The sequence below is a fragment of the Paraburkholderia sp. GAS448 genome (assembly GCF_050435685.1).
GTDB lineage: Bacteria > Pseudomonadota > Gammaproteobacteria > Burkholderiales > Burkholderiaceae > Paraburkholderia.
The window spans coordinates 45,286-67,799 of record NZ_JBNDKT010000038.1 but is presented as its reverse complement, the minus strand read 5'-3'; the positions used below and the strand labels follow the sequence as shown (position 1 = coordinate 67,799).

Genomic DNA, 22,514 nt, shown 5'->3' with positions numbered 1-22,514 from the left:
GCGAGCGCCGTCCACTGACCGGATAGACGGACGACCTTTCCCTGGCTGCCAGCCGCGACTTCGAGGCCGGGCGGAGTATCGTGGTTCAAGGATCGTTACACTCTGGTTGTCGGAGCGAGACCATTGTAACGAAACCCACAGCCCAACGGGCGTCTTCGCACGGCGCGACGCCGCCTCACCGACCTGTGTGCGGCGGAATCTCGACGGCGGGCGGCGTCACCCCGTTGACACCTTCGCGGCGCCTGAAATACGCGTCAAACCTGCCACCGCGGGACCGCACAGACGCAGCGCAGACGCTCAGTACCTTGCCGGAATCCACCTGAAGGGATAGTCCGGCTCCTTGTATCCGCCCGCCTTTTGCCTCGCGGGAAGCTCGACCTGGGGCAGCGCGATCTCTTCATAGGGGATCAGGCTCAGAAAATGCGCAATGCAGTTCAGTCGGGCGCGCCGTTTGTCGTCGCCTTCGACCACGTGCCAGGGCGACGAATTTGTGTCGGTCGCGGCGAACATGGCGTCACGCGCGCGCGAGTAGTCGTACCAGCGCCTGTGCGACTCCATATCCATCGGACTCAGCTTCCAGGTTTTGCGGCCGTCGATGATGCGCTCGGAGAACCGGCGGGTCTGCTCTTCCTTGCTGACCTCGAACCAGTATTTGATCAGGGTCACGCCGGAATCGATGATGTCCTTTTCCCAGGCGGGACAGAGTCGGAGAAAGCGTTGATACTGGTCGTCCGTACAGAAGCCCATGACCTTCTCGACTCCCGCGCGGTTGTACCAGCTCCGGTCGAAAATCACGACCTCCCCGGCCGCGGGAAAATGCTCGAAGTAACGCTGGAAATAGATCTGCGTGCGCTCCCGTTCCGACGGCGCCGGCAACGCAACGACGCGGAACACGCGCGGGCTGACGCGCTCCGTGATCCGTTTGATCACACCGCCCTTGCCAGCCGCGTCCCGCCCTTCGAAGATCACGATGATCCTCGCTCCCTCATGCTTCGCCCAGAACTGCAGCTTGACCAGCTCGACATGGAGCTCGGCCATTTTCGCTTCATACTCCTGCCGCGAGAGCTTCGGCTTCGCCGCTGTTTGCGGACTCTTGCGCCGGCTGGACTTCCTGTCTATTCCGTGGCCCATGATTTCACCATCAAATAATGTACTAGCGGAAATCTCTCGCGGTCTTCACGATCGCTCTCGCAAACTGCGCAATCTGCCAGCCCTGTTCGATCACGTCCATGGCTAGCCGGAAACTCAGCACGTCGGATTTGTCAGCCAGTTGCAGTTTGCCAAGCACGACCTGCCGCGCCGCCGCCGCCAGATTCTCGATCTCCGCCTTCCCCGCGCTGACCTGAGCCGCTTCGCTCGCCTCCGGATCGATTATCGTCCCGACGGCCTGTTCGAGATTCCGGATCACGGTATCTGCGAATCGCCTCGTCGCCTCATCGCGCAATCGCGTGAGGTCGACCTGATGCGTCAATCTTTGCTGGCTGACGTACACCAGATGGGTCCCGACGATGCCGCTGATGCTTTCCAGATAGGTGGCAACCTGAGAGAGCCCGACCATCTGCCGGCCTTCGTCCTCCGAGTGCTCCACCTGGGACAACAGGCCGATATAGTGAAGAATCTCCGACGCCAGCCGGTCGGTTTCCTTGTCCTGATCCAGCAGAAGATTAATCTCCTCGATCGTTCCGCTGGAAATCATCTGCGAGCCGCTGCGAACGATTTCCAGAACCAGTTGACCCAGACGCGTCAGCTCGAGGCGTACCCGCTGAAGCCCGAGCGAGGGCGCCGTCAGGGACGATTCGTCCAGATAGATCGGGTCCCCCGCCCGTTTGACTTCCTGCGCCCGCTTCGGAACGATGATCTGGGCAAGCCTCGCGATCGGCCCGGTGAACCAGATCAGGACCAGCGTGCTTGCCACGCTGAATATCGTGTGGGTGTTGGCAACCTGGCGCGGCGTTTCGGCCGCCAGTCTCGCCACCCCTTGCAGGTCCGGGTAGGACGGCGAAATATGCCGCACCAGATCCGCCATCTGCGGGATGAAGAACACCCAGAAGAGGACGCCCACGATATTGAAGATGAGATGCACCACGCCGACCTGGACCGCCTCGGCCGATTTTCCGATCGCGGCGAGTAGCGCCGTTCCGCACGTGCCGACGTTGGCGCCCAGAATCAGCGCGATGCCTGCCTCGAGCGGCATCAGACCCTGTGCCCCCAGCGCGATCACGATCGCCAGCGTCGCCGCGGAGCTTTGAACCACGGCGGTGAAGATGGCGCCCACCACGATGCCCAGCAGCGGGTTCTCCATATTCTGCATCGCGTCGATGAAGGGCTGGAATGTCCGCAGCGGACGCGTCGCGTCGCCCATGAACTGGATTCCCAGAAACAGCAGGCCCAGCCCGAGAATCACACCGCCAAGCTGCCGCAGCAGGTCGCGCCGCCCGAACGCATGCAGGAGAAAGCCGAGGGCCAGCATGAACGGCGTCAGTTTCGAAACGTCGAAAGCGATGATCTGCGCGGTGACCGTCGAGCCGATATTCGCGCCCATGATCATCGGCACCGACTGTGCCAACGTCATCAAACCGGCGGAAACGAACCCGACCATCAGGACTGTAGTGATGGTCGACGAATTCAGGAGCGCGGTAACGACGGCGCCGGCCAGCACCCCGCGGAACCGGTTCGAGGTCAGCATGCCTAGCAGCGCCTGCAGTCTCGATCCTGCGATGGCCTTCAGGCCGCCGGTCATGAATTCCAGACCGAGAAGAAAAAGGGCGAGGCCACCGATCAGGAGCCCGAACATCTGGATCAGATTCAGATTGGCGAGCTCGACTTCTGCAGGAGAAGGAGTCATCTTGCTTTGCCTTTTGTCATGTCGCACGTTCCTGAAAAGAAACATCGCCGGACAATTGGCCGTCCTTCCGGCTTTCCGGCCCGAACGGGTTAAACGGATTAGAGGAAGACCGCCATCAAGAACGTTGCGAGAAACGACTGCGTACAGTCAAGGGCTATTTCTGCCGTTTGATTGGCACCCCGGAATGTATCTGTTTGCTCCGCACGTCACACACGGCCGGTCTCATTCCGGCCTCCGCCAGTTCCTCGAACTTCGAGAATAGGCCGCTCCGCCCTCAAATACCAGACGGGATCGGCATCGCTGACGGCCTCTACGTCGATGTCGTACAGGAAGAACGAGGTCATGCCATCGGATTTCGCGGCAGCGCGCAACCCGTTTATCGCCTTCGGAATGCATGGCCTCCAGGCTTCATCGATGCTCCGAAACGCGCTTATGGCGAAGCATCTTCAACGTCCATACACCGTACCGCATACCGACGCTCCCAGTACTATTTTTGAACCGGTCGCAAGCCGCCGCGCGTCCAGCTGCGCAACAGGCTCAGAACGCACCCGCCCGTCAGCATGCCCAGCACATAAATGCCTATGACGAGCAACGACGCGGGCAGGGTAACGCTGGCCGAGAACAGTGACAAAGTCACCATCTGGAAATTCTGGATCTTGAACAGCAGCACCACTGCTGTCACCAGCACGATAAGCGCAATGTAGACAAATTTCATACCGAAGCTCCCCTCTTGCGTTGAGATACTTCCGATGAGCGCGATCGAGTCCACTTCAGCCATGAAAGCGCTCCGGTCTGCACACGATATATTTACCACGACATCCGGTGCAAAAGTACCAAAGAAGCGGAAGAGAAAGCATGTAGCGATAGATTGAGCGGCAAAAGACCGACTTCGGGGCGGGTACGGGTGCCCCCCCGATACACCGGCCACTGTTTTCGGTGCTGAAATGATCACGATGGTTGTTGGATAACCTGAAACGAACCCTCTGCGCCGTCAATCGGCCGCACAAAGCGCCCGTACCACCGATATGCGAAGCCGGCGCACTTATCCCGCATAACAATCATCAGCGGTACTTGGGATTCTTATAGAAAGGGAGTTAGACTGCACATCGCGCCGACTGAACTCTTCGGAGAAGAAACATGAATGGCAAACCTGATCAATGCGTCTGCATAAGTGTTTCCTCAAACAGCCGAAGGGCAGCCCTTAAAACGGGACTCGGCATGGCAGTGGCAGGGGCAGTCGGCACCGCGGGCGTCTTCGTTCCTCGCGTTTCACTGGCTGCGTCGCTGACGAAAAAGGAGCGCGACAGCCTTACGCCCGATCAGATCATCGAAGGGATGAAGAGAGGCAACGAGCGCTTTATCTCCGGAAAAGCCCATCAGCATGACTATCTGGCCCAGAAGCGCTCAAGCGCCAGTGGACAGTTTCCAGCCGCGGTTATCCTGAGCTGCATCGACTCGCGCGCGCCGGCTGAGCTCATACTCGATTCCGGGATCGGCGACACCTTCAATGCGCGGATAGCCGGCAACATCGCCAACGAGGATCTGGCGGGAAGCCTGGAGTTCGCCTGCGCCGCTGCCGGCGCCAAGGTTGTGCTTGTCATGGGCCACACGGATTGCGGGGCGGTCAAGGGCGCGATCGACAACGTCAATCTCGGCAATCTGACCGGATTGCTTGCAAAAATAAAGCCCGCGGTAGACGCGACGAAGTACGAAGGCAAAAGAACCGGCAGCAACATCGAATTCGTGGACATGGTCGCCAAAGTGAATGTTCAGAACACAATCGACGACTTACACAAGCGCAGTGAAATCCTCTCCTCGATGGAGAAGGACGGGAAGATCAAAATGGTGGGGGCCATGTATAACCTTAAGACCGGAAAAGTTGAATTCATGACCTGACGTCGCCTGAGAGATCAACGGGAGACGACTGAACCCTGCACGCTGCATCACGTACCGGAACCGGCGTTGTTCGCGCCGTTGTTTCCTTGGCGACGATGGGTCTGCATTTCCGTCGAAAATTTACCTATCATAATCAAGAGTACTAAAAATATTATATGGGGAGCTTCTCATCCAGCAGCGCACTATCTGAAAACTTTTTAATCGGGATCAGAAGGAGAGGCGACCGTCAATAAAGCCCGCAACAGGCGCAACACGGCGCTACACCTGCCTGGCCCCGTCCCACCTCGCATTACCCAACCGGAGACCTGCCATGCGTTATACCTCGATACGTCGCAAGACCACTCTGCTGCTGGGCTGTGCTCTCTCGCTGCTCGCCGCCCCCGCGATGGCCGACGACCCCGTCTCCATTTCGGACAGCCTGTACGCCCTCTCCAATCCGGACGACGCCAATGTGGCCCAGCCCAACGCATGGCATTTCACGGTGGGCGGCGGCATGGTCGTCATGCCGAAATTCCCTGGCGCGAGCGGCAGCAAGGTTGAAGGCGTACCGCTCCTCGGCGCGAGCTACGGCCGCTATTTCATCGGTTCAAACCCGGACGCGGGGGCGCTACTGAGTCTCGGCGCGTATCTGTATCGGGACAGCAACTGGCGCGTGGGACTCGCGGTGACCTACGATTTCATCGAGCCGCGGCAGGAATCCGACGATCCACGGCTGCACGGTCTTGGTGATGTCCAGCGTACGGCACACGCTGAACTGTTCGTCGTCTACACGTACGCGTGGGTCTCGGCGCGCGGCAGCGTTTTGACTGATATCGCTGGAAAAGAACGGGGAACGACGGCAACGTTCGACGTGATGGCAAGGTATCAGCCGATCCCGCAACTGACGCTCACCGCGGGGCCAGGACTAACATGGGCCAGCAGTGAGTATAACCAGACCTATTTTGGCATCGACGCAGAGCAAAGTGCCCGCTCCGGCCTCGCTGGCTTCTCTCCCGGCTCGGGCGTGAACAACTTCCGCTTCTCGGTCGGCGCAAACTATCGTCTTGCAGCCCGCTGGAATATCGGGGCGGCTATCACGGCCGCCTGGCTACGCGGCGATGCAGGCGACAGTCCGATCGTCGAAAAGAAGAATCAGATGACGTATGCCCTCTTCGCCAGCTACCTGTTTTAAAGGCAAGAGGTGCATGTCGCGGGTCCCGAACCGAAGGGCGCAATATGACGCAACGCGTGAAGCGGCCAGTGACGGGCAACATAAGGCCGTCACTTCCGGGCAAAAGCAAAACGGCCGTTTCGACCCGACGTCGAAACGGCCGGTCGTCCGCTCAAGCAGGTCCGCTCAAGCAGATCAGTGCGCGACAGCCATCTCACCGATTGCATGCACCGAGAGCCCGTCGGCTTCAGCATCCTCGATAATCATCTCAGCACCCTTCTCCGCAACCATCATGGTGGCCGCGTTGATGTTGCCCGACGTGATGTTCGGGAAGATCGACGCATCGACAATCCGCAATCCGGCGATGCCATGCACGCGCAGGCGCTCATCGACCACCGAGGTCTGCGGGTCCGGTCCCATCGCACACGATCCGCAAAGGTGATAGATCGATCCGGACTGCTCGCGGAAGTATTGCAGCATCGCTTCGCGGCCCTGCACCTGCGGCCCCGGCGAAATTTCCTCGACCGTAATGTCCTTCAGCGCAGGAGAAGCCATCACCTTGCGGATCAGGTCGCAGCCCTGCACGACTTCATCGAGGTCCTTTTCCGTCGTCAACGCGTTGATGCGGATCTTTGCCGGATCTTCGACACGGGTCGACGCGATCTCGATCGAGCCACGGCTGGTCGGGCGGCAAGGGTTGAATGCGAGCAGGAAGCCCGAGTACGGCTCCGGCTCCAGATTCGCCTTGCTGCTCTTCGGAATACGGTACGACAGCGGATTGAAGTACAGCTGCAGGTTCGGCTGCGCCTGTTCGTCGTTGCCCTTGAAAAACCCGCCCGACTGGTTGACGCTCATCGCGAGCGGCCCCTTGCGCGTGAGCAGGTACTGCAAGCCGAGTTTCAGCTTGCCGATGAGCGGCCGCATCTCGTCGTTCAGCGTCTTGCGGTTCGAGCGATAGTAGAAGCTCACGCACAAGTGATCCTGCAGGTTCTGTCCGACCGCCGGCAACTCGTGCACGAGCGGAATGCGATGCTTCGCGAGCAGGTCGCGCTCGCCCACGCCGGAGAGCTGCAACAGCTTGGGTGTATCGACAGCGCCGGCCGCCAGAATCACTTCACGGTTCGCCATGAAGCGCCTGACCTCGCCGTTCTGCCGGACGACCACGCCGGTGGCGCGCTTCTGGTTGTCGAACAGCACCTGGCTTGCGAGCACGTTGCACTCGACCGTCAGATTCCTGCGGCCCAGCACCGGATGCAGGTACTCGAAGCTGCTCGACGAACGCTGTCCGTTACGCGTATTCACGTCGTAGATGCCCGCACCTTCGAACTGCGCGCCGTTGAAATCGTGCGTGCGCCTGTAGCCCGCCTGCTCGCAACCTTTCAGGAACACGTGGCAGATCGGATGCACGTCGTCCTTCATCGGCGAAATGCGGATCGGGCCGTCGGCGCCGTGATATTCGGTGTTGCCGAGCGGATGCGACTCGAGCTTGCGGAAGTATGGCAGCACGTCGCGAAAGCCCCAGCCGCGATTGCCGGCTGCGGCCCAGTCGTCGAAATCATGCGGCTGTCCGCGCACGTAGATCATCGCGTTGATCGAACCGGAACCACCCTGCACCTTGCCGCGCGGGCAGTAGATCGGGCGGTTGTCGAGCTCCTTCTCCGGCTCGCTGTAGTACATCCAGTTATACGTTTCGTTGTAGTACGTCTTGGTGAAACCGACCGGAATCCGGAACCAGAAGGAATCGTCCTTGCCGCCCGCTTCCAGCAGCAGCACGGAATGGTTTCCGGACGCGGAGAGACGGTTGGCAAGGATGCAGCCCGCGGAGCCCGCACCGACGATGATGTAGTCGTAGTTCATGCTGTTAGCGCTCGAAGACGCCCATGTCGAAATGCAAGGATCAACCCCTGGCCGGAGACGTGTCTTTCACGTCAGCCGGGACCGGCGCCATCTGCAGATGCAGCCGGTCGCCCGTGTAGGGCGAATGCTGCTGCACGACTTCCATGTTCAGTTCGACGCCGAGACCCGGTTCCGTCGACGGAATGATGTAGCCGTCTTCCCAGCGCAGCGGCGTCTTGAGGATTTCCGCGTGGAAACCGCCCCACGTGCCGATGCTTTCCTGAATCAGGAAGTTAGGCGTGCACGTCGCCAGCTGGATGCTCGCGGCCGCCCCGATGGGGCCGTTGTAGAGATGCGGGGCGATCTGCGCGTAGTACACCTCGGCCAGCGTCGCGACCTTCTTCGCTTCCTGCAGGCCGCCGACACGCGCCACATTCAGTTGCAGGATCGACGCCGCGCCCGCTTCGAGCAGCTTGAAGAATTCGTACTTCGTGGTCAGGCGCTCGCCCGCGGCGATGGGAATGCTGGTGTGCTGCGCCACCTGCGCCATTGCCCCTTCCTGCCCTGGCGGCACCGGCTCTTCGAACCAGAGCGGATCGTATTTCTCCAGACGCTTCGCAAGACGGATGGCCGATGACGGTGCCATCTGCCCGTGCGTGCCGAACAGCAGGTCCGCCTTGTTGCCGACCGCCTCGCGCACCTTGCGGCAGAACGTTTCGCAACGGTCCAGCACCTCGAGCGAGAGTTGATGTCCCGAGTACGCGGTGTACGGACCGGCCGGATCGAACTTCACGGCCGTAAAGCCGCGCTTCACGTTCTCGGCGGCGCATTCGGCTGCGAGATCGGGATCGTCGTAGTCGTACTCGCCGCGACGGTTCTTCGGATACAGGTACGTGTATGAGCGCAGACGCTCATGCACGCGGCCGCCCAGCAACTCATACACCGGCTTGTTCGCCGCCTTGCCGATGATGTCCCAGCACGCCATCTCGAGGCCGCTGACGACGCCCATCATCGTCAGGTCCGGGCGCTGCGTGAAGCCGCTCGAATACGCCTGCCGCCACAGCCGCTCGACGTGATGCGGATCCTCGTCGAGCAGATAGCGCGAGAACACGTCGTCGATGACGTGCGTCATCGCCTTCGGGTGGAACGTTGCCGAATAGATTTCGCCGACGCCCTCGATCCCGCAATCCGTCTTCAGCTTGACGAAGATCCAGTACATGCCACCCAGATGCGGCGGCGGGACGGCCACGATATGTGTTTCGAGCGAGACGACTTTCATTTACACACCTTTCTTGCTGTTGAGCATGTTCCGCAGCGCGAGGCCCGCAACACCGCCGAGCGCGGCGACAGCGGCCACATAACCGAAATAGAACTGGTAACCGAGCACGCCCGGGTACGTCTGCGTCAGATAGCCGTTGATGAGCGGCAGGAACACGTCCGGCGAATAACCGAGCACCGAGATCAGACCGATCGCGAGGCCCATCGTCGATACGGGAATGTTGCAGCGATCGAGCAACGCCCAGTAGAGCCCGCGAATTGCGTACGTCAGCACGCCGATGAAGAGGACGAGGAAGGCGAGCATCAGATGGCTGCTGATGCCCGGCGCGGCAACGAGACCGACCAGCGACAACGCAGCGAGAAAGAGCGCGATGATGAGCACGGAGATCTTCGAGAAGCGATCGCCGAGATAACCGCCGCCGATGCCGCCGATCGGGCGCATCCACAGCTTGAGCGTCGTGATCGTGCCCGCCATCACCACCGACAGTCCGATCTGCCCTTCATGCAGATACGCCGAGAAACTGTACGTCGCCCAGAACACCTGATAGCCGCAGAACACGATGGCCGCCACGAGCCACAGCTCCGGAATCTTCGCGAGCGTCTTCAGGTCGACCAGTACGTTGTTGCGCCTGCTGGCGACGCCGCGCTTCGCGGCAGCGCTCCCCGCGGGATCTTTCACGAGGCCGAGCACGGCGCCGAGTGCAATGCACAGGAACGCGTACAGGTAGACGACGAGCCTGAAACCGGTGGCGACCGGTTCGCCCTTCGTCTGCGTCACCCACGCAAACAGCGTGATCGCGACGGTGGCGAGCATCGCTTCGACGAGGCCGCGGCCGCCGTCGAGGAAGCCGAAGAAGCGGCCCTGCTCGTCGCTGCCGGCAATCAGCGTCACGCGCTTGATGACGGCGGCCCAGAACGTGAGGCCGGTCGTGAGACCCCAGCAGCCGAAGATCACCATCAGCGCGTGGAACGAAGGCGCTGTCGAATACCAGAGCCCCAGGGCGCCCGTTGCGATCAGCGAGAAGCAGATCAGAAGACGCGGCGCGATCCGGTCCGCGAGCCAGCCGCTAGGCAGATAGCTCAGAAGGAAGATCGTGCCGAGCGAGGAATACAGATAGCCGAGCTGGCTTTCGTTGATGTGGAAGACTTCCAGCATCGTCGGCTGGTAGACCTGCCGCAGATACAGAATCGGATAGATCGCACCGGCCGCGACGACGAGCAGAAGGAGCTGGGTATAACGCTGCGCGCGCGTGTCGCGCAACGCGGCGGCTTCGCTGGAAATGCCCGGCGTGAGGGTTTGAACGGGTTGGGTAGACACTGGAACGCTCCTGAGAGACACCCTGCGCCCGGCGCCTCGATGCGCGGGCTTCGGCACGTCTCCGATATCTTTTGTTATGTCTGCAATGCGCGGCGAACGCGCACCTGCGGGTTCGGACAAGCACCTTCCGTTCACACGGAAAGCGCCCCGGATGGGATCAGTACTTCATGACGACGAGACGGGTCTGCGTGAATTCGAGCATGCCGTGCTTGCCGTCGTCGCCGCCGAGGCCGGAGCGTTTCCAGCCTGCATGGAATCCCTGATAAGGATCGGCCGGCGTGCGGTTCACATACAGTTCGCCCGCTTCGATGTTGTTCGCCACCTTCATCGTGTTGCGATAGTTTTCGCTGTACAGCACCGACGACAGACCGAACTGGTGATCGTTGGCCATCGCCAGCGCTTCGTCGAGCGTGCGGTATTTGACGACGGGCATGATCGGGCCGAAGGTTTCTTCCTGGATGATCTCCATGTCCTGGCGGCAGTTCGACAGCAGCGTCGCCGGATAGAAGAAGCCCTTGCCTTCGGGCAGCCTGCCGCCCGTTTCGATCTTTGCGCCCGCCGCGACTGCACGCTCCACCATCGCGTGGATCGACTGGCGCGACGCCTCGTTGACGAGCGGCCCCATCCAGCCTGCGTTTTCGCTACGGTCGCCGGATTTCACGGCGCTCATGTGTTCCTTGAGCAGCGCGACGAAGCGGTCATGCACGCTCTCGTGCACATAGACGCGTTCGATGGCCGTGCACAGCTGGCCGCAATGCGTGGTCTTCGAGGCAACGAGATCGCGCGCGGCTTTCTCCAGATCGGCATCCGGCTCGATGATCGCGGGCGTCTTGCCGCCCAGTTCGAGCGACGGCTTTGCAATATTCGCCTTGCAGTATTCGAGCACCTTGCGGCCCGCACCGACGCTGCCCGTGAGCGTGATCATGCCGACTGCCGGATGCGTGCAGACTGCTTCGGCCGTCGCATGACTCATCGCGAGAATGTTCACGACGCCAGCCGGCAATTCCGCCTGCGCCACGGCCTTCGCAATTTCGAACGCGGATGTCGGCGTGTTGTTGCTCGGGCGCACGATCACTGTATTGCCGGCGATCAGCGCGGGCGCAATCTTGCGCATCAGCGTGTACACCGGGAAATTGAATGGAATCAGGCACGCGACGACACCGATCGGCTCACGATGCAGCACGAGGTTTTCGTCGGGGGTGTCACTGGGGATGACTTCACCTTCGATCCGGCGCGCCCATTCAGCGTGGTAGCGGGTGATCTGGCCAGCGTAGACGGCTTCGCTGGTCGCATCGGCGACGCTCTTGCCCGATTCCTGCGCAAGCGCCGCGCCGATGGCGGGCGCGCATTCCGTCAGCGCGTCGGCGAGCTTCTGCAGATACGCGCCGCGTTCGGTGGACGGCAGTTTGCGCCAGCCCTTCTGCGCGGCCGCCGCGGCTTCGACTGCGGCGACGGCTTCGGCCTTGGAAGCGCCTGAAACCTGCGCGATCAACGCTTCGGTGGCGGGGTTGTAGACGGGGATGAGTTCATCGGTTGCGGGTTCGATGAACTGGCCGCTGACGAAATTCCGATCGAGTCGCATGTTTCTTACCAGGTGGCGGAGTGCGAAAAGTGCATTGCCAGCGGCTATGAGACCCATGCCGCCGGCGCATGGACTGAATCTTCCGTGCGCGACCAGGAGACGACAAGCGACTAATTTGGGCGACAAACATTCGAAAAACGCATGTTAGTCGGTGAACCTGGCAAGCGGAAATACTGCCGGATCTTTGGCCCGGTCGGACGTTGCCCGGCACGATCTCGCCTGACAACCCGGCAACCTGATCCAGAATCGGAGACGGGCGATTGCGCCGCACGCGGCATCGCCCGTGTTCAATGCCCGCTGATCAATGGCGCCGGTGACGACGCCGAGGGCTCGAAGCTACGCTCCGCGAGCCACACCTCCTGCAGAAGCCAGTCGCGAAACGACGCAAGATGCGGCAGGACGCCCTGCTCCGGCCGCGTCACGAGCCAGTAAGACTGATGTCCATCCACGTGCACGTTCAGCACCTGCGTGAGCTGCCCGGTAGCAAGTTCACGCGCAATCATATGACGATCGGCAATCGTAATGCCGAGGCCGTCGATGGCCGCGCGGATCGCGAGATCCAGCAGGTCGAATTCGTAGCCTCCGGAAGTATCGACGCCCTCGATTCCCGCCGCTTTCAACCAGTGCTGCCACGTCAGAAAGCGCTGATCGTCGCTGGCGAGCACATGCAGCAGCGTGAACTGGTTGAGGTCGATCGCCTGCTGGCCCGCCTGCCGCGCGAGCAGCGCCGGGGAGCACACGGCCACGTGCCGTTCGTTCATCAGGAGGCGGCTGTCGAGCCCTTCCCATTCGCCATTGCCAAAGCGGATCGTGCAATCGAGCACACTCGACTCCGCGAGGCTGTCCTCGACGCGCGTCGAGAGGCTCAGTTCGAGTTCGGGATGCTCGTCGCGCAGACGGCCAAGGCGAGGCATCAGCCAGCGGCTGGCGAAGGTAGGTGGCGCGTTGATCCGCAGGCGGTTGAGGTGCGTCTTCTCCTGAATGCTGCGCACCGTCAGTTCGATCCGGTCGAATGAATGCTGCAACGCCTGCAGCAGCACGCGCCCGGCCGCGGACAGTTCGAGGTGATGGTGGCGGCGCTGCAGCAACGGCTCGCCGAGTTGCTCCTCCAGCTGGCGCACCTGCCGGCTGACCGCGCTCTGCGTGACGTTCAGCAGTTCGGCTGCGCGGGTGAAACTGCCCGTGCGACCGGCCACTTCGAAGGCTTTGAGCGCGTTCAGCGCGGGCATTTTTCGTTTCAAGGGCGTCTCTGGGCGGATGCGGCGAACCGGTCGCCATTTTACGCGAGGGTACGCGTCCGCCCAGATACTACCCAGATGCCGCGGTCAGGCTCCGGCCTCAGTTGCCGGCCTCGGTTGCCGGCCTCAGTTGCCGATCAGGTTCCGCCGATCGTCCGCAGGCTCTTCCACTGCCCCTGCTCGACTTCGAACAGCGTATAAGGCGGCTTGATCAGGTCGCCGTACGGGTCGAACGAGATCTTGCCGGTCACGCCCGTCACCGAAACCTTCGCGAGACTGTCGACGATCTTCTGACGGTCAAGCGAATTCGCGTCCTCGATGGCCTTGGTCATCGCGAGTGCCGCATCGTAGGCGAACGGCGCGTACAGCTCGACGTCCTGATTGAAGCGCGCCTTGTAACGCTTGCCGAACTCCTGCGCCGCGGGCAGCTTGTCCAGCGCCGGACCCGGCTCCAGATCCTGGGTCTTCTCTCCCGACGCGCCCGCGATCTGCAGGAACGCGTTGCTCTTGAGCGCACCCGCGCCGAACAGTTGAGCGTTGATCCCGAGCGAACGCATCTGTTTGACGAGCATGGCCCCCTGCTCGTCCAGACCGCCGAAGAAGATCACGTCGACGTTCTTGCTCTTGAGCGTCGTCAGGATCGCACGGAAGTCGACCGCCTTGTCGTTCGTGAATTCGCGATCGACGACGTTGCCGTTCGCTTCCTTCGCGCCCTTCTCGAACGCGTCGGCGAGACCCTGCCCGAACGCCGTCCGGTCGTCGATGATGCCGATGCGCTTCGCCTTCATCTGTTCGACCACGAAGTGGCCTGCGACCACGCCGCCGACGCCGTCATGGCCCATGGTCCGGAACACGTTCTTGAAGCCCTGCTTCGTGAGCGCCGGGTTGGTCGAGCCCGGTGTGATCATCGCGATGTTGGCCTGGTGGTAGACCGCCGATGCAGGAATACTGCATCCCGAGTTGTAGTGGCCGATCACGCCCACCACCCCATCGTCAACCAGCTTCTGGGCGACCTGGATGGCCACACGCGGGTCCGCCTGATCGTCCTGCACGTCGAGCACGAACTTGACCGGCTTGCCGCCGACTGTCGGATGCTTCGCGTTCTCCTCATCGAGCGCCAGTTGCGCGCCGAATTGCAGATCCTTGCCGACGCGCGCGACAGGACCCGTCAATGGCCCGACGAAACCGATCTTGACGGTCTCGGGATCGGCGGCCCAGGACGAAGGTATCTGCGCGCCCAGTGCGCAGACTGCGAGACTCAAAAGCCAATAGCGGCGATTCATGATGCGCTCCTTGCGGTATTTGGCGTCGCGCGTTTGTGTATGTCGACTGACCCGACGCGCGACACGTCGAAGTCGTCCTGCGGTGCGTACTGCAAAAATCGAAAATCGAAAATAGTCAGTCGTCTGCTAATGCGCCTGCCTCGCCCGGTGGAAACGCGTCGCCGCGTACGGCGCGAGGTCGAGCGGCGGATCGCGCCGCGCCACCAGGTCGGCGACGATGCGCCCGCTGATACCCGCGAGCGTCAAACCCAGATGCTGGTGACCGAAGGCGTAGATCACGCGCTCGCTCGCCCGGGCGCGCCCGAGCACCGGCACGCCGTCAGGCAGCGTCGGGCGAAAGCCGAGCCAGCTGCTGTCGGGCTGCGCCAGCGCGGGCAAGGCACGCTTCGACGAAAACGTCAGCAGATCGAGCAGCGAGCGGTTGCGGGTAGCGCTGAAACCACCCAGCTCGACCGTCCCCGCGACGCGGATGCCGTCGCTCATCGGCGTCATATAGAAGCCTCGTTCCGCCCAGCCGACCGGTCGCGAGATCAGGTGAGCCATGCCCGGATAGCGCACGTGATAGCCGCGTTCGGTATCGAGCGGCACGACGTCGCCGCATTGCCGCGCAAACTTCGCGGATCGCGCGCCGGTGGCGATCACCACGTAGTCGAAGCGACGTGGCGCATCGCCTTCGACGCAGAGCGTCGCACCGTCTGCGGCAGGTTGCACGGCATTCACCGCCGAACGCTCGAATTTGAGTCCGCGCCCGCTCAGCTGTTCGAATAGCGTCTGCAAAAAACCCGGCGGATCCGAGAAATGCCAGCTGTCCTTGAAAAGCACCCCGCGCTCGAAGATCGGCGCAAGCGATGGTTCGAGTTGCCGGATGTCCGCGGCGGCCAGCACGTCGAATGCGACACCCAGTTGCTGGCGCAGGTCGAGCGTCGGCCGTGACGCGTCGAACGATGCCGCACTGGAGTACAGGTACAGGCACTCGCGCGGCCGCACGAACCGCGCGAGTGACGGTCCGGCGAGGAGCGGTGCGTAACCCGCCTGCGCCTGCGCGAGCAAGGCGGCCAGTGCGGCTGCGCTTGCCTCGTAGCGGCGCGGCATCGAACTCATCAGAAAACGCGCGAGCCACGGCGCAATCTGCGGCAGATAGCTCCAGCGCAGCCGGAACGGACTCGAGGCCGACAGCAGAAAGCGCGGCAGATCACGAAATACGGACGGGTTGTTCACCGGGATGCACCCGTAAGGCGCGAACGTCCCGGCGTTGCCGGACGACGCGCCCTGGGCGACGCCCGATGGATCGAACATCGTCACGCGGTGTCCGTCACGCATGAGCCAGGCGGCGCTCGCAAGCCCGATGAACCCGGCGCCGACAATGGCAACTTCCGCCATTACCTGCCTCCCCGCATCGCGGCTTCGCCGTTGCCCGACAGCCAATACGAAAGGCGCGTTGCCGGCCTGATGTTGCGAAGACCCGCGTTCCTGCAAACCCAAAGCTCATTGCACGCGCTGGGCACTGACTCGCTGACGAATGTTGCAGCGCTGAGCGCGATAAAAGCCTGCGCGTCGGACGCGCGGGCCGGTGCCCGGACTGTCATGCGAAATCTCCACTGGAAGGGGTTGGCGCGGGGCCTCACGGCCAGCGAACGGCGAACACACCAGACAAACCATGACATCTAGAATCACACAAGATTTTTTTGTGTGCAATTAAAAAGCTCATTGTGTGGCATGGGAGTTTCCCTGGATTCCCGTTGGCGCGGACCTTGCGAGAGCGCATGAACATTGCTCTGAGCTTTATCTGGTATAGAATCGTTGGACCTGCCGCAATCATGTGGACAAACCCGGTTTTGTATGGAGACACGCAAGAGAATGGCTTCCGGCAAAGAGGAATCGCGCGCCGCGAACGGCGGAGACAGGACAAACGGCGCGCCAGCTCAGACAAAGCGTGCGACCTATGTCGAGGTGTCGAGCTCGATCGAAGACGAAATCCGCAGCGGCGTCTATCCGCCGGGCAGCCGGTTGCCGCCGCAGCGCCAGCTCGCGACAGAGCTGGGCATCAATGTGTCGACCGTGTCGCGCGCCTACAAAGAGTTGCAGCTTCGCGGGCTCGTGATCGGCAGCAAGCGGCGCGGCTCGCTCGTGACGGGCGGCGCGATGCCGAGCGTCGAACCCGCGCGCGTCTCGAACAGCGGAGCGATCGATCTGACCGTCAACCGGCCCGCCACCGGCGAATTCCTGACCTGCCTCGCGCGCACCCTGGCCGACTTGCCACGCGACCCGCGCTATCCGTCGTTGCAGGAATATCAGCCCCCGCAAGGACCGCTGTGGGCGCGCGCCGCTGGCGCGAAATGGATGACCGCGCCTGGCTTCACGCCAGCGCCGGATCATGTGGTGGTGACAAGCGGCGCCCAGCATGGCCTGTACGCGGTGCTGAACAGCCTGATCGGCACGGACGGCATCATCCTCGCCGACCAGCTCACCTATTACGGCCTGAAGGCGCTCGCGCCGGTCTTCCAGTTCGAGATCGTCGGCGTGCCGAGCGACGGCGACGGCCTTCTGCCCGACGAAGTGGATCGCATCTGCCGCCGCACCCAGGTGAAGGCGATCTTCACGGTGCCGAACCTGCAGAATCCGACCGTCACGACGATGAGCCTCGAACGCCGGATGGCGCTCGTCGACGTCGCGCGCCGCCACAACGTGGTGATCATCGAAGACGACGTGTACGGTCCGCTCGTCTCCCAGCGGCTGCCCACCCTCGCAAGCCTGTGCCCGGAACTGACGTTCCACATCGCCGCGACTTCGAAGATCCTGGCCCCCGGCCTTCGGCTCGGTTATCTGCTGAGCCCGCCGGAAAGCTCGGCGCTGTGCGCGGAAGCCGTGCGGACGACCGCCTGGATGCCGGCGCCGATGTCGATGCTGATCGCAACGATCTGGATCGAGGATGGCACTGCGCGCCACATCATGGACGCGCAGCTCGCTGAAATCCGCGCGCGCCGGGATCTGGCGCGCGAACTGCTGCCACAGGAATACCTCGAGTCCGACGCGGCCTGCATGTTCGTCTGGCTCAAATTGCCGCCACCCTGGCGCGCCGACGATTTCGCCGCCAACGCGAAGGCGCGCGGTGTGATCGTCATGCCATCGTCGGCTTTCGCAGTCGACCGCTCGGAAATCGAACATGGCGTGCGGATCAATCTGGCCTGCGCATCGAGCCGCGACCAGCTCGTTAGCGCGTTGCGCCTGCTCGCCGGCACGCTGAAGGACCGGCCACGCGCGCTATTTGGCACCATTTAAGGGGCATAACGACACGGTTCCGTCATCAATGTGACACGCATACCCCGCAGGATCGAAAGCTCCCCCCACCGATCCCCCAGGGCAAGGCCATGCCAGAACTCTCCTACCCGCAAACAGAAGCAGCAACCGGGCGAGGCCGCAGCATCAGCCTCATCGTCTTTCTGGGTGTGATCGCGGTCGGCGCCTTCTATGTCGCCACGCATCTGATCGACGATCTGCAGCCGTTCCGCCAAGGTTCGTACTTCCCGTACTTCCTGCTCGGCATCGCGCTCCTGATCGCCTTGGGCTTCGAGTTCGTCAACGGCTTCCACGACACCGCCAACGCCGTCGCCACCGTGATCTACACGCATTCGCTGACGCCTAACCTGGCAGTTGTCTGGTCCGGCGCGTGGAATTTTCTCGGCGTGCTGACGTCGAGCGGCGCGGTCGCCTTCGGCATCCTGCAGTTGCTGCCGGTCGAACTGATCCTGCAGGTGGGCAGCAGTGCCGGCTTCGCGATGGTGTTCGCGCTCCTGATCGCCGCGATCATCTGGAATCTGGGCACCTGGTATTTCGGCCTGCCGTCGTCCAGTTCGCACACGCTGATCGGTTCGATCATCGGTGTCGGCCTCATGAACCAGCTGCTGCACGGCGCATCGGGCACGAGCGGGGTCGACTGGAGCCAGGCGCTCGGCGTCGGCAAGTCGCTGCTGTTCTCGCCGATTGTCGGTTTTCTGCTGGCCGGCCTGCTGCTGCTGATCCTCAAGGCGGTCGTGCGCGTGCCGGCGCTTTATGCCGAACCGGTCGGCAAGGAGCCGCCGCCGTTCTGGATCCGCTGCCTGCTGATCCTGACCTGCACGGGTGTTTCGTTTGCCCACGGCTCGAACGACGGCCAGAAAGGCATGGGCCTCATCATGCTGATCCTGATCGGTACGGTGCCGACCGCCTACGCGCTGAACAAGGCCGTCACGCCCGCCGAAACGCAAACCTTCATCGCCGTGGCGCAGCAGGCCGCTGCGGTACTCGATCGATACACAAACGGCGCGCCGATGTCGACCAATCCGCGTGCCGATGTCGAAGCCTTCGTGCGCACCCGCGAACTCACGCCCGCCACCGTGCCGGCGCTGAAACAGCTGACGCTCCAGATCGGCCAGCAGGTCGGTGCGTCCGGTTCGATGGCCAACGTCCCGAGAGATATCGTCGACAACGTGCGCAACAACATGTACGTCGCCTCCGAAGCGATCCGCCTGATGACGAAAGCGAAGCAACCCGCGTTCGCCCCGGACGACTTCAAGGCCATCGACAACTTCCGGCGCCAGACCGATCACGCGACCAAGTTCATTCCGACGTGGGTGAAAGTGGCGGTGGCGATTGCACTCGGGCTCGGCACGATGGTCGGCTGGAAGCGGATCGTCGTGACGGTCGGGGAGAAGATCGGCAAGCAGCATCTGACCTACGGCCAGGGGGCATCGGCGGAACTGGTCGCGATGGTGACGATTGGCGCGGCCGACATGTACGGGTTGCCGGTGTCGACGACGCACGTCCTGTCCTCGGGCGTGGCGGGCACGATGGCCGCCAACGGCTCCGGTCTGCAATGGAACACCGTGCGCAGCCTCGTCATGGCATGGGTGCTGACGTTGCCGGTGTCGATCGCGCTGTCGGCTGGACTTTACTGGCTGTTCCGCCAGCTTTTCTAGAACGGGCTGCTGCCCGTCTGTTAGACGAATCAGATGAAAAAACGGCGCGCCCTGTGATGGGTGCGCCGTTTTCATTTGCCCTGCTCTTTCGGGTGAATCAGTACACTTCCGGCACGATCATGGACTGCGACACGGGCTGGCGGATGTACTCCGTGTTGTACACGCGATCCGGCAACGTGACGAGCGGATGCTCGATCTCGTGATACGGCACCTGGCTCAGCAGATGGTGAATGCAGTTCAGGCGCGCGCGCTTCTTGTCGACGGCCTGCACGACCCACCACGGCGCTTCGGGAATATGCGAGCGCTGCAGCATCACTTCCTTCGCGCGTGTGTACTCCTCCCAGCGACGCCGGCTTTCCAGATCCATCGGGCTCAGTTTCCACTGCTTCAGCGGGTCGAGAATACGGTTCTGGAAGCGGATTTCCTGCTCCTCGTCCGTGATCGAAAACCAGTACTTGACGATCTGGATGCCGCTGCGCACCAGCATCTTTTCAAACTCCGGCACCGAGCGGAAGAACTCTTCATATTCGGCGTCGGTACAGAAATTCATCACGCGCTCGACGCCCGCGCGGTTGTACCAGCTGCGGTCGAACAGCACCATTTCGCCGCCTGCCGGCAAATGCTGCGTGTAGCGCTGGAAATACCATTGCGTGCGCTCGCGGTTGTTCGGCGCAGGCAGCGCCGCGACACGGCACACACGCGGATTCAGACGCTGCGTGATGCGCTTGATCGCGCCACCCTTGCCGGCCGCGTCGCGGCCTTCGAAGATCACGACCAGCCGGTGGCCCGTGTGCACGATCCAGTCCTGCAGCTTGACCAGTTCGCCCTGCAGGCGGAACAGTTCGCGGAAGTAGTGCTTGCGCGCTTCGCGCGCCTCGACGGTAAGGCCGTTCGCACCGTCAAGGATGCGGTCGTCCACTTCCATTTCGAGTTCTTCATCGTACGCATCGATGAGGTCTTCTTCGAAGCGGCGCTGGCGTTCGGCGAACGAAGCCGCGTCGTGGACCATGTCATTTTCTTTCATCGCGGATCTCCTGTGCGGCTGGAAGGCACTGCTCGCGCCGTGCACGGCGGCATCGAAGGAACGATTATCGAAGCGTGAAGTGTCAACGATGTTATCTGGCGGTGTCAGTGACAACCGCCGGTCAGGGGGGAAAGCACATCATAGCGAGTTTTTAAACGCGCAACGGCCGCGCAAAGCTCAGCTCGTGCCCATCCGGATCGACGATATGGAAGTAGCGCTCGCCCCATGGCGCATCAGAAGGAGGAAACTCCGGCCGCAAGCCGGCCGCCAGCGCTTTCTGGTAGACGCCATCGACGTCGGATACGTACAGGATCACCCGCCCCCACCAGTTGATCGGGCCGCGCGTGTCGGCAATCAGGTTCAGAAACGACGTGCCAAAGGCAAACGATGTAAAGGCCTCATCCGGACCGCCAAACTTGCGCGGAAAACCCAAGGCCTCGTAAAACGGCACGGCGCGCGCCATATCGTGTGTGGCGAGTGTGATCGCGCTCAGCGATTCGATGAGCGGCTCGGCCTGGCTGGGTGTCGGGTTCATTGCGTCGCGCTCCTTCCAGTGCAAGGCATATGTCAGCAAGTGTCTCACATACGCCATTGCACACGATGCAGGCCGCGCCCGCATCGCCGGCGCGTCGCTGACCGCCATCCAGCGCATCTTGAAAACAGGCGCTCGGCCCTGCATCTCGTTTTCCATTTACCCGGAGCCCGATCATGGGAAGCCGTCCCCGTTTCATCGACGATCTGTCGCGGGGTGCGCCGGACGCGGCCGCACCCCATCCTCTCGAAGACGACGCATTGCTCGACGCCTACTCGCGCACGGTCATAGGTGCGCTCGAGCGCGTGCAGCAGGCCGTCGCGTTCATCTCTGTCGAACGGCGGCTGCCGGGCGACACCAGCGGCCGCGGCACGCGCGGCGGCACCGGTTCGGGCTTTCTGTTCACGCCCGACGGCTATCTGCTGACCAATAGCCATGTCGTGCATGGCGCTACGCACTTTCGCGTCACGCTTGCCGACGGAGCGACCTTCGACGCCGATCTGGTCGGCGACGATCCCGGAAGCGACCTCGCCGTGCTGCGGATCGGTTCGGCCGAGCCGTTGCCGCACGTCGAGCTCGGCGAATCCGGCAAGCTGCGCGTCGGGCAGATCGCGATTGCCGTGGGCAATCCGCTCGGTCTGGCGCAGACCGTGACGACAGGCGTGGTGTCGGCGCTCGGACGTTCGCTGCGCTCGAACTCGGGACGCATGATCTACGACGTCATCCAGACCGACGCCGCGTTGAATCCGGGCAACTCCGGAGGCCCGCTGATCAACTCGGCAGGCCAGGTGATCGGTGTGAATACGGCAATTATTCCAGGCGCCCAGGCGATCTGCTTCGCGACCGCGATCGACACCGCCAAGTGGGTCATCATGCAGATCTTCGCCCATGGGCGCGTGCGGCGTGCCTATATCGGCGTCGCCGGCACCACGGCGCCGGTTTCGCGACGCATGCAGCGGTATTTCGGCCTGACGGCTGTCAGCGGCGTGCGTGTGGTCGAAGTGGGTAAAGGGAGTCCAGCGGCGCTCGGCGGGTTGCGGACCGACGATATTGTTGTGGCTATCGATGCGATTGCCGTCGATAGTGTCGATGGTCTGCAACGGACGCTGGATGCTTCGCGGATCGACCGCGCTGTCAGCGTGACGGTTCTGCGCGGCGCACAGAAGCTCGACCTGACGTTGACACCGATTGAGCAGGCCAGTTAGCGCGTGCGTTACCTATACTGGGGAAATGGATCAGCCCACAGGAGAGCGACGTGGCCGGTGACTATCAGGTGAAAGTTGCACGGGATATCGCTGGATACGATGACTACGGCCTGCCGGGTGTAACGCGCGTACCCGCCAGAATTGTGATCGTTGCAGCGCGGCGCGAGATGGTGTTTGGCAGTCGTGAGGCAATCGACAGGTTCGTCGATGCCTGCCGGCGTGCCGCGGACGAGGCTTTCGATTCTCCGTCGCCGCAAGACGTTGATCACGCGGCCGCCTGGTGCAGGTTTTACGAGCGGATCCTGAAGTTGTAGGGCGCCACCGTGCGGCCCGCTTGCTGACGAAGATCCCGTCGAAAGCACGGGGTCGGCC

General features: G+C 62.4%; 18 protein-coding genes. 6 read left to right on the top strand and 12 right to left on the bottom strand.

Annotation, left to right across the window (positions count from 1 at the left end; all coding sequences use genetic code 11):
- Nucleotides 1-297: 297 nt before the first annotated feature.
- From ppk2 (P3T23_RS39095) to P3T23_RS39085, 3 genes are all read right to left on the bottom strand, one after another.
- The gene (gene ppk2, locus P3T23_RS39095) at nt 298-1,131 is read right to left on the bottom strand and encodes a polyphosphate kinase 2 (RefSeq protein WP_429321399.1); all 834 of its coding nucleotides are present in this window, start codon (nt 1,129-1,131) and stop codon (nt 298-300) included.
- 22 nt (nt 1,132-1,153) lie between these two features.
- Nucleotides 1,154-2,845, bottom strand: coding sequence for a Na/Pi cotransporter family protein (locus P3T23_RS39090; protein WP_429321398.1), 1,692 nt, complete (start codon nt 2,843-2,845; stop codon nt 1,154-1,156).
- A gap of 487 nt (nt 2,846-3,332) precedes the next feature.
- Nucleotides 3,333-3,623, bottom strand: a complete 291-nt coding sequence (locus P3T23_RS39085) for a DUF1049 domain-containing protein (RefSeq protein WP_429321397.1) — start codon at nt 3,621-3,623, stop codon at nt 3,333-3,335.
- 359 nt (nt 3,624-3,982) lie between these two features.
- On the opposite strand from P3T23_RS39085, the gene P3T23_RS39080 reads away from it, so the two are divergent.
- Together P3T23_RS39080 and P3T23_RS39075 are read left to right on the top strand one after the other, a co-directional pair.
- The gene (locus P3T23_RS39080) at nt 3,983-4,741 is read left to right on the top strand and encodes a carbonic anhydrase family protein (RefSeq protein ID WP_429321396.1); all 759 of its coding nucleotides are present in this window, start codon (nt 3,983-3,985) and stop codon (nt 4,739-4,741) included.
- A gap of 310 nt (nt 4,742-5,051) precedes the next feature.
- The gene (locus P3T23_RS39075; protein ID WP_429321395.1) at nt 5,052-5,912 is read left to right on the top strand and encodes a MipA/OmpV family protein; all 861 of its coding nucleotides are present in this window, start codon (nt 5,052-5,054) and stop codon (nt 5,910-5,912) included.
- A gap of 174 nt (nt 5,913-6,086) precedes the next feature.
- Here the strand turns inward: P3T23_RS39075 and P3T23_RS39070 are convergent, their stop codons facing one another.
- From P3T23_RS39070 to P3T23_RS39040, 7 genes are all read right to left on the bottom strand, one after another.
- Complete coding sequence (locus P3T23_RS39070; RefSeq protein WP_429321394.1) at nt 6,087-7,748, bottom strand: GMC family oxidoreductase; 1,662 nt, start codon at nt 7,746-7,748, stop codon at nt 6,087-6,089.
- A 40-nt stretch (nt 7,749-7,788) separates the two neighbouring features.
- Nucleotides 7,789-9,006: a mandelate racemase/muconate lactonizing enzyme family protein gene (locus P3T23_RS39065; protein WP_429321393.1), complete on the bottom strand. Its 1,218-nt coding sequence runs from the start codon at nt 9,004-9,006 to the stop codon at nt 7,789-7,791.
- A complete protein-coding gene (locus P3T23_RS39060) occupies nt 9,007-10,323 on the bottom strand; it encodes an MFS transporter (RefSeq protein WP_429321392.1) in 1,317 nt (438 codons plus the stop codon).
- Nucleotides 10,324-10,480: 157 nt separating this feature from the next.
- Nucleotides 10,481-11,905 (bottom strand): aldehyde dehydrogenase, encoded by a 1,425-nt coding sequence (aldA, locus tag P3T23_RS39055; protein WP_429321391.1) that lies wholly within the window; start codon nt 11,903-11,905, stop codon nt 10,481-10,483.
- A gap of 287 nt (nt 11,906-12,192) precedes the next feature.
- Entirely contained in the window at nt 12,193-13,134 is a 942-nt protein-coding gene (locus tag P3T23_RS39050) for a LysR substrate-binding domain-containing protein (protein ID WP_429321390.1), read from the bottom strand.
- A gap of 146 nt (nt 13,135-13,280) precedes the next feature.
- Nucleotides 13,281-14,426, bottom strand: a complete 1,146-nt coding sequence (locus tag P3T23_RS39045) for a branched-chain amino acid ABC transporter substrate-binding protein (RefSeq protein WP_429321389.1) — start codon at nt 14,424-14,426, stop codon at nt 13,281-13,283.
- A gap of 126 nt (nt 14,427-14,552) precedes the next feature.
- Complete coding sequence (locus P3T23_RS39040) at nt 14,553-15,806, bottom strand: NAD(P)/FAD-dependent oxidoreductase (protein ID WP_429321388.1); 1,254 nt, start codon at nt 15,804-15,806, stop codon at nt 14,553-14,555.
- Nucleotides 15,807-16,283: 477 nt separating this feature from the next.
- Between P3T23_RS39040 and P3T23_RS39035 the strand changes: the two genes are divergently transcribed.
- Nucleotides 16,284-17,705, top strand: a complete 1,422-nt coding sequence (locus tag P3T23_RS39035; RefSeq protein WP_429321387.1) for a PLP-dependent aminotransferase family protein — start codon at nt 16,284-16,286, stop codon at nt 17,703-17,705.
- 89 nt (nt 17,706-17,794) lie between these two features.
- The gene (locus P3T23_RS39030; protein ID WP_429321386.1) at nt 17,795-19,381 is read left to right on the top strand and encodes an inorganic phosphate transporter; all 1,587 of its coding nucleotides are present in this window, start codon (nt 17,795-17,797) and stop codon (nt 19,379-19,381) included.
- Between the two features lie 97 nt (nt 19,382-19,478).
- On the opposite strand, the gene ppk2 (P3T23_RS39025) is transcribed toward P3T23_RS39030, so the two are convergent.
- Entirely contained in the window at nt 19,479-20,405 is a 927-nt protein-coding gene (ppk2, locus tag P3T23_RS39025) for a polyphosphate kinase 2 (protein WP_429321385.1), read from the bottom strand.
- Between the two features lie 151 nt (nt 20,406-20,556).
- Nucleotides 20,557-20,940 (bottom strand): VOC family protein, encoded by a 384-nt coding sequence (locus tag P3T23_RS39020; RefSeq protein WP_429321384.1) that lies wholly within the window; start codon nt 20,938-20,940, stop codon nt 20,557-20,559.
- A 173-nt stretch (nt 20,941-21,113) separates the two neighbouring features.
- Here P3T23_RS39020 and P3T23_RS39015 point away from each other — a divergent pair, with 173 nt between their 5' ends.
- Entirely contained in the window at nt 21,114-22,142 is a 1,029-nt protein-coding gene (locus P3T23_RS39015) for a S1C family serine protease (RefSeq protein WP_429321383.1), read from the top strand.
- 50 nt (nt 22,143-22,192) lie between these two features.
- The gene (locus P3T23_RS39010; RefSeq protein WP_133664909.1) at nt 22,193-22,456 is read left to right on the top strand and encodes a hypothetical protein; all 264 of its coding nucleotides are present in this window, start codon (nt 22,193-22,195) and stop codon (nt 22,454-22,456) included.
- Nucleotides 22,457-22,514 lie beyond the last annotated feature (58 nt).